12 protein-coding genes are annotated in these 13,058 nt (G+C 49.1%); 8 read left to right on the forward strand and 4 right to left on the reverse strand.

Features of this window, described 5'->3' with window-relative positions; genetic code table 11:
- Positions 1-99 precede the first annotated feature (99 nt).
- Positions 100-2,817, reverse strand: a complete 2,718-nt coding sequence (acnA, locus tag I9W95_RS04835; RefSeq protein WP_225672420.1) for an aconitate hydratase AcnA — start codon at positions 2,815-2,817, stop codon at positions 100-102.
- A gap of 810 nt (positions 2,818-3,627) precedes the next feature.
- Between acnA and I9W95_RS04840 the strand changes: the two genes are divergently transcribed.
- Positions 3,628-4,503, forward strand: a complete 876-nt coding sequence (locus I9W95_RS04840) for a Hachiman antiphage defense system protein HamA (protein ID WP_225672422.1) — start codon at positions 3,628-3,630, stop codon at positions 4,501-4,503.
- Positions 4,504-4,796: 293 nt separating this feature from the next.
- Here I9W95_RS04840 and I9W95_RS04845 read toward each other — a convergent pair whose 3' ends face one another.
- Positions 4,797-5,792 carry a transposase gene (locus I9W95_RS04845; RefSeq protein ID WP_225672424.1) on the reverse strand — a complete coding sequence of 332 codons (996 nt, stop codon included), beginning with the start codon at positions 5,790-5,792 and terminating at the stop codon, positions 4,797-4,799.
- A 362-nt stretch (positions 5,793-6,154) separates the two neighbouring features.
- On the opposite strand from I9W95_RS04845, the gene I9W95_RS04850 reads away from it, so the two are divergent.
- From I9W95_RS04850 to I9W95_RS04865, 4 genes are all read left to right on the forward strand, one after another.
- The gene (locus I9W95_RS04850; protein WP_225672426.1) at positions 6,155-6,763 is read left to right on the forward strand and encodes an AHH domain-containing protein; all 609 of its coding nucleotides are present in this window, start codon (positions 6,155-6,157) and stop codon (positions 6,761-6,763) included.
- Between the two features lie 118 nt (positions 6,764-6,881).
- Positions 6,882-7,502 carry a hypothetical protein gene (locus I9W95_RS04855; protein WP_225672428.1) on the forward strand — a complete coding sequence of 207 codons (621 nt, stop codon included), beginning with the start codon at positions 6,882-6,884 and terminating at the stop codon, positions 7,500-7,502.
- 114 nt (positions 7,503-7,616) lie between these two features.
- On the forward strand, positions 7,617-7,823 hold the full coding sequence (locus tag I9W95_RS04860; protein WP_225672430.1) for a hypothetical protein: 207 nt from the start codon (positions 7,617-7,619) through the stop codon (positions 7,821-7,823).
- Complete coding sequence (locus tag I9W95_RS04865; protein ID WP_225672432.1) at positions 7,820-7,966, forward strand: hypothetical protein; 147 nt, start codon at positions 7,820-7,822, stop codon at positions 7,964-7,966. Before I9W95_RS04860 ends, I9W95_RS04865 begins: the two co-directional genes overlap by 4 nt.
- A 270-nt stretch (positions 7,967-8,236) precedes the next feature.
- Here I9W95_RS04865 and I9W95_RS04870 read toward each other — a convergent pair whose 3' ends face one another.
- Positions 8,237-8,377 (reverse strand): hypothetical protein, encoded by a 141-nt coding sequence (locus I9W95_RS04870; RefSeq protein WP_225672434.1) that lies wholly within the window; start codon positions 8,375-8,377, stop codon positions 8,237-8,239.
- A 170-nt stretch (positions 8,378-8,547) separates the two neighbouring features.
- Between I9W95_RS04870 and I9W95_RS04875 the strand changes: the two genes are divergently transcribed.
- From I9W95_RS04875 to I9W95_RS04885, 3 genes are read left to right on the forward strand one after another with little or no spacing between them, the layout of a single operon-like run.
- A complete protein-coding gene (locus tag I9W95_RS04875) occupies positions 8,548-9,174 on the forward strand; it encodes an AHH domain-containing protein (RefSeq protein WP_225672435.1) in 627 nt (208 codons plus the stop codon).
- Positions 9,171-9,749 (forward strand): hypothetical protein, encoded by a 579-nt coding sequence (locus I9W95_RS04880; RefSeq protein ID WP_225672437.1) that lies wholly within the window; start codon positions 9,171-9,173, stop codon positions 9,747-9,749. The genes I9W95_RS04875 and I9W95_RS04880 overlap by 4 nt, the downstream gene beginning before the upstream one ends.
- A 48-nt stretch (positions 9,750-9,797) precedes the next feature.
- On the forward strand, positions 9,798-10,013 hold the full coding sequence (locus I9W95_RS04885) for a hypothetical protein (protein ID WP_225672439.1): 216 nt from the start codon (positions 9,798-9,800) through the stop codon (positions 10,011-10,013).
- Between the two features lie 57 nt (positions 10,014-10,070).
- Here the strand turns inward: I9W95_RS04885 and I9W95_RS04890 are convergent, their stop codons facing one another.
- Complete coding sequence (locus I9W95_RS04890; protein ID WP_225672441.1) at positions 10,071-12,863, reverse strand: bifunctional aconitate hydratase 2/2-methylisocitrate dehydratase; 2,793 nt, start codon at positions 12,861-12,863, stop codon at positions 10,071-10,073.
- Between the last annotated feature and the right edge of the window lie 195 nt (positions 12,864-13,058).

The raw sequence follows: 13,058 nt of genomic DNA on the forward strand, positions 1-13,058 counted from the left end.
CGAGTGCCGGTTTCGTTTTGCTACTCAGTCAGACTGCCTGGTTGCACCAGAGTGTCTGACTAAGCGAGCAGTAGCTGTTTCAGCAGTTGTTGGCTGCTGTCAGCTGTTAGCAGCGATAATATCGCGCAACACCATCGGCAGAATGCCCTTGTGGCGAATCTGCTCAAGTTCAGAAGACGTATCCACACGAGACAGCAGTTTATGCTTTTCACTTGAGCCGTCTTTGCGCTTGATTGTCAGCGTTACTGAGCCACGTGGCGTCAGGCTATCAATACCCGCCAGATCGAAGGTTTCAGAGCCATCCAGATTCAGCGAACCCAGTGTCACGCCTTCTGGTAACTGCAGTGGCAGTACGCCCATACCCACCAGGTTGGACTTGTGAATACGCTCGAAGCTTTCAGCGATGATGGCTTTCACACCCAGCAGAGCAGGGCCTTTGGCCGCCCAGTCACGTGATGAGCCGGTACCGTACAGCTTGCCGCCAAATACAACCGATGGCGTGCCTTCCTGCTGGTAGCGGGAGGCAGCGTCGTAGATCGACATCTTCTCAGCGTCGCCATTAGCGTTGTAGTAGTTAGTAACCGCGCCTGTGGTGCCCGGCAGCATCAGGTTTCGGGCTTTTACGTTGCCGAAGATGCTGCGCAGCATCACGTGGTGGTTACCACGACGGGCACCCAGTGAAGTCAGGTCGTTGGCATCAACGCCGATCGACATCAGGTACTCACCCGGAGGAGAGTCAGGGCGGATACGGCTCACCGGTGATATATGGTCGGTAGTGGTGTTGTCATCGCACATCACCAGCATACGGGCGTTGCTGATGTTGTTCAGTGAATCGGCTGGAGTTTCCAGCGCGAAGCCATCAAAGAAAGAGATTTCCTGAATGTAGCTCGACTTCTCATCCCACTGATACACAGGGCCGGTCGGTGATTCCAGCTTCTGCCAGCTCTCCGGACCATCCAGTGAGTTTTCGTAGGTTGCGCGGAAGGCGGCTGGGTCCATGCACTCATGCATGGTTTGCGTGATTTCGGCGTTGCTTGGCCAGATGTCTTTCAGGAACACGTCATTGCCCTTAGCATCTTTGCCCAGTGGCTCTTTGGTCACGTCGATATTCACGTTACCAGCAATCGCCATGGCAATAACCAGCGGCGGCGACATCAGGAAGTTGGTATCAACATCCGGGTGTACGCGGCCTTCAAAGTTACGGTTACCCGACAGCACAGAAGACACAATAATGTCGTGGTCACGCAAGGCCGCTTCAATGCTTGGTGCCAGAGGGCCAGAGTTACCAACGCACGTAGTACAGCCGTAACCAGCGGTGTTAAAGCCCAATGCATCCAGATGCTCTTGCAGTCCGGCTTTGGTTAAGAAGTCAGTCGCTACCGGTGAGCCAGGTGCCATAGAAGTCTTAACGCCGTCCGGCACTTTCATGCCCAGTTGGTTGGCTTTTTTCGCCAGCAAACCAGCGGCAATCAGCAGGCCCGGGTTAGAGGTGTTGGTACAGGCGGTAATGGCGGCGATAACAATGTCGCCGTCTTTTAAGGTGCGCTCTGGCAGAGACTGGAAGATACCGGCTTCGTCGGCCTTAACCGGCGTAACGGTAGCTACTTCAGGGGTGCGATTGCCTGCAGTGGCGGCTTGCTGGAATACCTTACCGATATCGCCCAGCGGCAGACGGTCTTGCGGGCGTTTTGGTCCGGCAACAGATGGCTCGACGGTCGACAGATCCAGATGCAGCAGGTCGGTGTAGCGTGGCAGTTTCTGACCCGCTTTCCACGCCATGTTCTGCGCCTGGTAATAAGCCAGTGGTAGGTCGCCATCGCGGCCGGTGGCTTTCATATAGTCAGCGGCGATTTCATCAAACGGGAAGAAGCCCATGGTGGCGCCGTATTCCGGTGACATATTGGCGATGGTCGCGCGGTCTGGCAGAGACAGGTTCGCGCTGCCTTCACCCACGTATTCCACGAATTTACCCACCACACCGCGCGGGTACTTACGCAGCATTTCGGTGATGGTTAATACCAGATCGGTGGCGGTCACGCCTTCGCGCAGGGCGCCGGTCAGCTCAACGCCAATCACTTCCGGTGCCAGCATTTCCATCGGCTGGCCCAGCATAGATGCTCCAGCTTCAATACCACCTACACCCCAGCCAACAATACCCAGTGCATTAGCCATTGGCGTGTGGCTGTCCATACCGATCAGGGTATCCGGGATCATCAGCTCATCTTGTTCAAGGTAACCCTGAGCCAGATATTCCAGGTTCACCTGATGCACGATGCCGGTTTGCGGCGGAATAATGCGGATGGTGTTAAACGCCTGCGCGCCCCATTTCAGGAAGGCATAACGCTCTTTGTTACGGGCAGCCTCCAGCTCGCTGTTAATGCGCAGCGACGCCGGGCTGCCGGTGTTGTCCATGGTGACCGTGTGGTCGATCACCAGATCAGCACGCACCAGCGGCTCAATAATGGATGGGTTCAGGCCCATACGTTCAACCGCAGAGCGCATCGCCGCAAAATCGACGATGGCGGGTGTACCGCTCAGATCGTGCATGATCACACGACCGGCGGTGAACGGAATTTCTACCGGCTCTTTACCCTGATGCTCAGGCCAGTTACCCAGCGCCTGCAGCTGCTCAACCGTGATGCCGTTTTTGCCGACATTACGCGCAATGCCTTCAAGAATAGGGCGCAGAGAAAACGGCAGATCATCCAGATTGATGCCGAAGCGTTCCGCGGTGTCTGGCAGGCTGTGAAAGCGATGAGACGTGCCTGGCAGAGTCTTAACCGAGCTTGAAGGGTCGAAATGGGTAGGTGATGTCATGCTGGATTCCTGACAGGTTGTTGAGTGCAGGGTTGGCAGAAGCCTGAATTGTCGCCAATTTTAGCGCGATAAGGGGCTAAATCAAGGTTTATGACTGCCGCTTTAGTCGGATTGTATACAATCTTGTGCGGCTCAGGTTTTAGATTGTCGTGCTGAAGTCGGTAGAGACGGCAGGGGCAGGGAATTGGGCAATGCAGCGGGGAGGGTGTTGTGTATGTTCAGTAACGTGATGAGCCGTAAATTTCAGATTTGCGGCTCATAAATGGGCGATATTTGAGCCGCAAAGCCGTTGCTGGAGGGTCACCAAGGCCGTCGGGGCGGGCAATGCCCGAGATATAAGAGAGCTAGCGTGGGTGTCCTGATAGTGTTCGCTGATAGTGTTCGCGTTGGCTGCTTATCGCGGGCGGTAGGAGCGGGCCATGCCCGCGATATAAACAACTCAAGTGCTAACGTGGGTGTCCCGCTAGGCGCGCTTCCCGCTAGGCGCGCTAGGCGAAAAACCAGTACTTTATACGTAGACAATAAAATTGACTTTTCTGTTATTAATGACGCAGATAGCCTGTGCAACAGGCTCAGAATGAAAGGTTTGGCAGTACGTTTTGCATTAGTGCGTGTGTGATTTTCTGTGAAAGTTTCCACTGCGATGTTGTTTTAACGTCGGTGTCTTGATTATTTCGATGACTAAAAAATATCCTCCGAGCTAAAAAAGGATAAATCACCACTAGTTCAAACCTGGCAAAGATAAAGAAATATTCGAACGAAGCTTATGCTTATATCGAAGAATATTATTAATGACACGGAAGAATAGAAATGCCCAAGTCGCCCAAAAAAGTACCGGCCAAGAAGAAGGTGGAGAGACGTAAAACAAAACACGAAAGCATATTAGGTAAACATCCCACTGGAAAAAACTTTGGTAGCTTCACTGCGTCAACAGATTCAGTTACTGCTAAAAGTATTGCGCATCGTGCCCTATTACTTCCTGACGACAAGGTTGATGATGCCGTTCAAGAGCTAAGAATCGCGCTGATCGAGCATCATGCAAGCCCCGAAATGATAGCGCGAGACAACAGAAAGATTACTTCTCTAAAAAGACTTGGTTACACCCTCGATGATGCTAATGTACAGCGTTTTCCAACTCACTCAGATACACAGAAAGGTAACTTAACGGAAGTTTTTCTAGCTGAATATATTAGTGCTTCGTCTGGGGCTGATCTTCCAGTATATCGATTAAGGCACAATCCAAACGTAGAGCAATCCATGAAGGGAGATGATGTCTTAGCCTTTGACTTTCGGGGTAGAAGGCCCCGAATAATAATCGGAGAAGCAAAATTCAGAGGTGTACCATCCAAAACAGCTGTCGAAGAAATAATTATGGGGCTTAATAGTTCTTACCATGGAGGTCTGCCTGCTTCCCTACAGTTTGTAGCAGATAGACTATATGAATCTGGTCAAAACGGATTAGCTGACCAGATAGAAAGCTGCGCTCTACATATGGCCAATGGGAACCTCGATCTAAATTATGCTGGAATACTCTTAAGCAATAAAAACAGTGCCAATCCGATCAATGCTCATGCAGATAGCAATATACGCGAACTAGTCATGATCTCATTGGCCATGTCCAACCCCAACGAATTAGTTACTGCATGTTTTGAGGGGATTGAGGAGGAAGCGCATGGCAATCCCTAGAGAAACCGCGCAAAGAATAATCGAGAGCTTTCAAGCGGATAGAACTTCAAACCTTTTTGCCCAATCAAATGCCAGCCATCTGCTATATGAAGTCGGTAGAATTAAAAGGACAGCCACTCTAAGAAAAACCAGTTTTGGCTGCCAGCAGGGGTGCCGTGTTAAGCCAATCAGTTTTGGTGTCGTGGTTTGGAGCAGGCTTTGGTCATTAGGCCGAATTATGTGGAAATATCCGGGATTTCAGACACGCGAATCCCTCAGACGTACCTGATTTTTAAAAGATTGCGAAAGAAATGCTAGCCGAAGGCTGTTCGGCAGCGATTTAGTCCAGGTGGGCGCTGATAATTTAGCCGCTCACAGGTTGAGCGCAGCTTTTCTTCGTTTCCAGCGAAGGTGCTGAACGTATTTTCGAAGCTTTGCGTCATGCTTAGCCAGCGGTCTTCATCCAATCCCAGTCGATCGAGAATCTGAGCGGAACTGTCTGAAATAAACCCACGCTTGTCATCGCGAATGATTCGTCCGGTTGCATCAACCAGTTCCATATAGTCGGTCAACTTCATTGCGATGCCTTCAAGCATATTCTGACGAGGATTACCGGCAAAGGGCAGAAGCTCTTTGGGTTGTTGAAATAAGTGATTAGGTGCCTGTGCTGTTTGTGCTTTTTCGGCTCTGCGCTTAATAGATGTGTGGTCAGAGTCTTCCGGTGTTTTTGCCATGCAGGCTCGAACAGGGTTGAGATCAACATAGGCCATACAGGCGGCGAGTGCGGCTTCATCAAGCAGCGCCTGCGATTTGAAACGCCCCTCCCAGAATCGACCAGTGCAGCCATCTTCAAGATTAGCTTCACGGGCGACAGATTCGTTCAATACACGCATAAACCAGCTGATATCCGTGAGCCGGGAGCGCCACTCGGTGATGTATATTTGCAGACGAGCCAGGTCGGCTTTGTTGAGCTCATCACCGCGTAAAAAGCGCTGAGAGAGGAGATTGCCTTTAAACAGCGAGTGCCAGCGCTCTATGACTTCTTCATCTGTCCAGGACCTGCTAGCTTGAGAGTCAACATAAAGAACGACGTGGTAGTGATTGCTCATAATGGCATAAGCGGCAATCTGAATAGCAAAGACCTGAGGGAGTTCTAAGAGTTTATTCTCAAGCCAGCCTCGGCGGTGTTCGTAACTTTCACCGGTTATGTCATCGGCGCCACACAGAAATGCACGGCGCACACAGCGCGAAATGCAGTGATAGTAGGGCGTATCTTCAATGGATACCTGCTGCTTCCTTGGCTTTGGCATAATCAGATTCCGACGGATGGCTGAATTTCCAGAGTAGTCAGTGGTTGCATATTGATCAATCAGAAGAATGTGTTAGCGTGGGTGTCTCGGTAGTAGTGGGTTGATACCTTCAACTGCTGCTTTGTACTCTTCCAGATTCGGTGTGTTAACGTGGGTGTCTGAGTGGTCTTTGTTTGCGGCTCATAAATGGGTGATATTTGAGCCGTAAAACGGGCCTTGGCATATCATCGCAGGAGAAGTGCTAATGTGGGGGGGCTCGTCAGCGATCACTATGAGCTTCCATGGCATCTATTGCCTCAGTTTACTAGGTCGCTGTTGATAGGTATTGTCTACTCCAATAGCTGAAGGGAATCTGCTAACCGATGAAACTTGAATACAAGAATGGTGTTCGTATTACCAAGTTCGTACATGAAAAAGATGCTTTTGAGGCAGCATTGGATGGGTATGAACAGAGACTAAAGACCTACTATGCTTCGAGCTCTCGTACAGAAACCGAGGATGAACGGAGAAAAGCAGTGGCTGAAGCCATGTCCTTCTTGAGTATGGAGCGGGCTAAACTCAGCACTATTGCCTCACTGCAGGATCAACTTCGGGATTACCGTGCGCAAGGAATGAAAGCGACATCAGAAAACTCTGATATGTGGAGTCGCGCGGAAGCACTCGATGTGTTGCAAGCGGAGTCCCATCACGGATACAACGGTGTAAGGGTGCTTGAACGTAATATGGCAGCTGAGGGTGTGCCAAAACCCAGCGCACGTCACACTGCGCATCATATCTGCCCTGGCAAAGGCAAACTACCCGCAATATCCAGACAGACCAGGGTTCATTTACATACACACGGTATTCGAATAAATGATCCCGCGAATGGGGTTTATCTAATGACTCGTGACAAAGAAACTCCTCACTGGTCAATGCCTGACTCCCGTGGGCACAAAACGTATCATACCGAGGGCTACGAAAGACTCGTCTGAGAAAGGCTTTCACACCTAAATGGCCAGGACAAAATAAAAACGCAACTCCAGGTGATCGGTCGACTTATGCAGCAGAACAATGTAACAGTCATGATTGATAAGGCAGGAGAAACGACCATTGCCTAGTTTCTACGCTATAAAATACACCGATTATGATTACATGATGTTATCGCTTGATGCCATGGACATCATTCGAAAGGCGCCCCGAGATCAGGGGTTGGAATTCGACGATATCATGTCATTCAGTAGTCGAGATACTCAATTCTCTTCATGGTGGCGCGCCCCTGAAACATCTTTCATTCCAAATTCTGGCGCGAGAAACCCGAGGGTGCCAGACATAGTCATATGGCAAGCAGGCGCTGCATTGGTACTCAGCCCAAAAGCCAAAAGACTTCTTGGATATTTACTCCAGCCTTATGGGGAGTTTCTACCTGTAAGGATTATGAATGAATCCGATCCATATTGGATATTCAACTGCCTTAGTCGAAAAGACGCAGACCCTACGTTGAGCGCTTGGGACAACGTCGGTGGTGCGTCTCTAAATATTCTGAGCATTGGATTTCAAGAGGAAGCCAACGATCCGCCTGTTTTTAAAACGGAGTTTGATAACTCTACGTCGCTTTACTGTACCGAGCGCTTTAAACGTGCTCTGGAAGATTTCGATCTCAAGGGCGTTACCCTTTCGCCCTGCGGAGCAATAGCCTCGCTTGATGAAGAAATTCAGAACATCGGAAATTAAGTGGGACCTATCAAGAAAGGCGCTTTTACATTGCGGTCCATGTAACTTCGCGCTTTATTTTGGGCTATGTACCCAAGGCAGATTATCTTTATATAACGTTGTGAGGCGCAGACTATGAGTAATGAGAAAGTCAAAAGCCTGGCGGAAAAGCGGAGCGAGAAGCAAACTGAAACGATTCAGGACGCTATCAAGCGGGCAAAGCAGCTTATCCGCAACAATAACGCAGAGCATATTGAAGAGCCGGAAGGGCTTGCGTCAGGGGATATGGAGAAATTTCTGAGTGACCCTGATGAATATGAAAAGGAAGATAAAGATGAGTGATACAAAAAAACTCCAGTCTGATGTCAGAGCAGGATAAGCAGCTGAAGCCACTTGCTGGCGAAGTCGATCCGAAAGAAGCAAAAACAAAAGTGTTTTTGGCAATGCAAAAAGCGAAAAATAAAATTAAGCAAACTGCACGTTAATCAAAGCTATTGTTACAGATGCAGACACAAAAAACCGGCTCCTCTCTCGAGTGCCGGTTTTTTATTCGATCGCGTTTTGTTTCAACAGAAGCCGATCAGTTCAGTGAGCTGCATAAGCTGATTTTAAACCCGCCTAAATCTACTCTTCGTCATTGATCTTTTGTGCTTGTCCCATATGGCTGTGGGGAACAAAACCCAATCTTTCGTTCTGAGCTTAGCCCGCTGCCTGAACGCGAAGGTCAGGGCAGTGGGCTAATCGCCTCAAGCTAATTAGATAGCTTTCAGAGGGATAGATGGACGAGCCAGATCTTCAGACGGTGGAGCGAAAGAAGTCAGGTTGATACCGTCAACCGCTGCTTTGTACTCTTCCAGAGTCGGGAAGCGAGCCAGAATAGTGCCCAGAACAATCATTGGGTAGAGCCTAGTCCTGTTGCGTTGGCTGTAAGTGTAATTCCAATAGTTGACTATTTAAGTCCGAGAAGTATCCCGTAGACTGATGATACAATCGATTCTTGGGCACATTTACGGCTGTTTATTCAGTCTATACAACCATCAAAGAAGACGTCACGGAGGATCAGAAGATGTTGAATGCTAAGGAAGGAACGGTTCTGCATAAGGCCATATCAGAAAGCCATTCTGACAAAGACCACGAAGTGTTCGAACGAGTAGAAAGTAAGTTCGCAAAGGCCGCAAGATTCAAAACTCAAGCGAAGGTGCAAGCTTACATCGCCTCCGGCACTCAGATGAGCTCAATAGATCTGCTTAGAGAAAAGCATTCTTCAGCAGTACTTGGCAAGCATCTTCGTTGGGCTGGCGTCGAGCGTCCAGGAGCTAATTGGGAGGCGCATCACATTGTTTCGGGGGATCACCGAGAAGCCAGTGTCTCTAGAAGTTATTTAGCTGATGTGGATATCAAAATACGAATTGATGACCCTGACAACGGCAGCTGGATGCCAAAAACTAAAGCCGATGCCCGTCCAACTATCTATCCTGATGCCATCGGCCATAATAGAATTCATCGCCAGCGATACTATGACTGGATTCAGAACTCGTTAGCCATAATGGACGATCCACTACAAGTAAGGGCTTTTCTGAATACAGTCAGAACTCAGCTTCTGCACGGCAATATCAAACCAGAAATAAAGCTTCAACAGGAAATAGATGGGGCTGAATATTACGACTGGCTGAAAAAGAATCAAACATTATGAGTTATAAGTTACTTCACGATTACAAGAGCACCTTATCTTTTCATATTGAAAACGAAGAGCTATGGACAAAAATGCCTGACTACTCTCCTCGTTTTAGGGCTAAGCCGCGAGCTGGGAGTTGGGTAGCCCCTGATGCCGAATTTTTCGCAAGTCATAATTACGAAGGTGACCCTTCAGTAATGCCTCCGGATGTATGTACTTGGTCTACTGGCAATCTAGTGTTCAGCGAATATGCTTACAAGGTTTTTAAATCATTGCTCGAACGGTCTGGTGAATTCCTGCCCACCAATGTTAATGGTTCGACATACTATCTATTTAATACCTTACTCGTCATTCCTGAAGAGGGTGTGATTAAAGATAACGCGATAGATGTGATTGACTCTGGCGTTCACCTTGGTTTAGACAATATTCTCTTTAATGAAGAAGTACTGGACGGTGCCGTTATATTCAAAAGTAGCACAGATCGTCTTGTGCACAGTTACAGCACTGGCGAATTCAAAAACCTTTACGAAAAAAATGGTTTTAAAGGTCTAAAGTTTGAAAAAGTAATGTGTAGTAATCCTGCCCCAATTTGACAGTTGCCCGTTTTAAGTTACTCACTCAAATTTAAAGATCACTGAAGAATGAGTGATTTAGGCGGGAGGATAGTCGATCTTTTCCAGACACAAAAAAACCGGCTCCTCTTTCGAGTGCCGGTTTTTTTATTTGATCGCGTTTTGTTTTCAGTAGAAGCCGATCAGTTCAGTGAGCTGCACAGGCTGTTGCCTGAATCCGCTTTCGTCATTGATCTTTTGTGCTTGCCCACGGTGTGGGAAACAAAACCCAATCTTTCATTCTGAGCTAAGCCCGCTGCCTGAGCCAGAAGGTCAGGGCAGTGGGCTGATTCCCTCAAAAGCTTAGATAGCTTTCAGAGGGATGGCTGGACGAGCCAGATCTTCAGACGGCGGAGCGAAAGAAGTCAGGTTGATACCGTCAACTGCTGCTTTGTACTCTTCCAGAGTCGGGAAACGACCCAGAATAGTAGACAGAACAACCATTGGGGTAGAACCCAGCAGAGACTCACCTTTCTTCTCAGCGCTGTCTTCTACAACACGGCCCTGGAACAGACGGGTAGAAGTTGCCAGTACGGTGTCACCCGGTTCGGCTTTTTCCTGGTTACCCATACACAGGTTACATCCAGGACGCTCCAGGTACAGTTGGTTTTCGTACTTGGTACGTGCTGCTTCTTTCGGATGTGCATCATCGAAAATGAAGCCAGCGTATTTCGCCAGAATGTCCCAGTCGCCTTCAGCTTTCAGCTCGTCAACGATGTTGTACGTTGGTGGCGCTACAACCAGTGGTGCTTTGAAGGTGATAGGACCGTTCTTCTCCAGGTTGCGCAGCATAGCAGCGATGATCTGCATGTCACCTTTGTGAACCATACAAGAACCAACGAAGCCCAGGTCAACTTTACGGCCATCGTAGTAAGAAGCCGGACGGATTACGTCGTGGGTGTAACGCTTGGATACGTCTTCGTTGTTTACGTCTGGGTCAGCAATCATTGGTTCGTCGATTGCGTCCAGGTCAACAACAACTTCGGCGTAGTACTTAGCGTTGTCATCCGGAGCCAGAGCAGGTGCTTCGCCAGACTTAACTTCAGCAATACGCTTGTCAGCCAGGCCGATCAGCTTCTGCAGCATGCCAGCTTCGTTGTCCATGCCTTTGTTGATCATGATCTGGATACGGGACTTAGCCAGTTCCAGAGACTTGATCAGGGTTTCATCGGTAGAGATACAGATAGAAGCTTTCGCTTTCATTTCTGCAGTCCAGTCGGTGAAGGTGAAGGCCTGGTCAGCCAGCAGAGTACCGATCTGTACTTCGATTACACGACCCTGGAACACGTTTTCGCCGTTGAACTGCTTCAGCATCTGCGCCTGAGTGGCGTGTACGATGTCACGGAAGTCCATGTGTGGCTTCATGTTGCCTTTGAAAGTTACCTTCACAGACTCTGGGATTGGCATTGCTGCTTCACCAGTGGCCAGTGCGATAGCAACAGTACCGGAGTCCGCACCGAACGCGACACCTTTAGACATACGGGTGTGAGAGTCACCACCGATGATGATCGCGCGATCGTCAACAGTAATGTCGTTCAGTACCTTGTGGATTACGTCGGTCATGGAGTGGTAGATGCCTTTCGGGTCACGTGCAGTGATAACACCGAATGCATTCATGAACGCCATCAGCTTAGGCGTGTTGGCCTTAGCTTTGTTGTCCCATACAGAAGCTGTGTGACAGCCAGACTGGAACGCACCATCAACGCTTGGGGAGATGGTAGAAGCCGCCATAGACTCCAGTTCCTGACAGGTCATAGGACCAGTAGTGTCCTGAGAACCTACGATGTTTACTTTAACGCGAACGTCAGAACCAGCGTGCAGTGGGGTCTTGGAAGTTACACCAACGGCGTTGCGGTTGAAGATTTTTTCAACAGCAGTCAGGCCCTGGCCTTCGTTAGAGATTTCTTTAGACGCAGCGTAAACAACCGGTGCTTCGATGCCCAGAGTTTCAGCAGCGAAGGTCTGGATTTTCTTACCGAAAGTTACTGCATAAGAACCGCCGGCTTTCATGAATTCCACTTTTTGTGGAGTGAAAGCAGAGGCTACATCAACCAGTACATTGCCTTCGCTGTCCAGCAGCTTCTTGGCTTTGGTGTCGATGGTCAGAACGGTACCGGTTTTAACAGAGAATTTCTCTTCCAGTACTGGATCGCCGTTTGCGTCACGTACGATTTCGCCGTTTTCGTCTTTTTTCTGTACCCAGTTTTTCAGGTCCAGACCGATACCGCCGGTTACACCAACAGTGGTCAGGAAGATAGGCGCGATACCGTTGGTACCAGCAACTACCGGACGGTTGTTAACGAACGGGATGTATGGAGAGGTTTTTTCACCAGCCCACAGCGCCACGTTGTTTACACCGGACATACGGGAAGAACCTACGCCCATGGTGCCTTTCTCTGCGATCAGCATCACTTTAGCGTCTGGGTTTTCTTCGCCCATTTTTTTGATTTCTTGCTGAGCTTCAGGAGAAATCATGCACAGGCCGTGCAGTTCACGGTCAGCACGGGAGTGAGACTGGTTGCCTGGAGACAGCAGGTCGGTAGAGATGTCACCTTCAGCAGCGATGTAGGTGATTACTTTAATTTTCTCTGGGATGTCGTCCAGCTTGGTGAAGAATTCTGCTTTTGCGTAGCTTTCCAGAATGTCTTTAGCAATGGCGTTGCCTGCTTTGAAAGCTTCAGCCAGACGAGTGGTGTCTGCGTCGTACAGGAATACCTGAGACTTCAGAACTTCACCAGCTGCAGCGTTGTTGGCATCGTCAGACAGAGCGATGTCCAGCAGAGCTTCAACAGATGGGCCGCCTTTCATGTGAGACAGTTGCTCTAAAGCGAATTCCGGAGAGATTTCAGCAACAGTTTCTGCACCAGTAACGATGTCTTTCAGGAACTTAGCTTTAACACCAGCCGCTGGAGTAGTACCTGGCAGAGTGTTGTAGATGAAGAAGTTCAGAGAAGCTTCGCGCTCTGCATTGCCGGTATCTTTGATCTGAGCAATGATTTCAGACAGCAGTTCTGCACTATCGATTGGTTTTGGGTGTAAACCCAGGTCCTTTTTACGAACCTCGATTTCTTCCAGGTATTCTGAATACAGACTCATTAGCGACCCTCTCAAGCCTTAGTAGCAATGTGCTGGCACTTCAGGTCATCAACGAAGACAGTATGTTGCTCTGACATTTCGCTATGGCTGAGTACCGTTATGTTCGATGGGTGGTTTCTTAAAAGGACGATCAGCCCCATTAAAACCGGTTATCCATCTATGGTGGCGCGTATTATAGCGGAATAATGCCGGCAA

Source organism: Thalassolituus marinus (genome assembly GCF_020320395.1).
GTDB lineage: Bacteria > Pseudomonadota > Gammaproteobacteria > Pseudomonadales > Oceanobacteraceae > Venatoribacter > Venatoribacter marinus.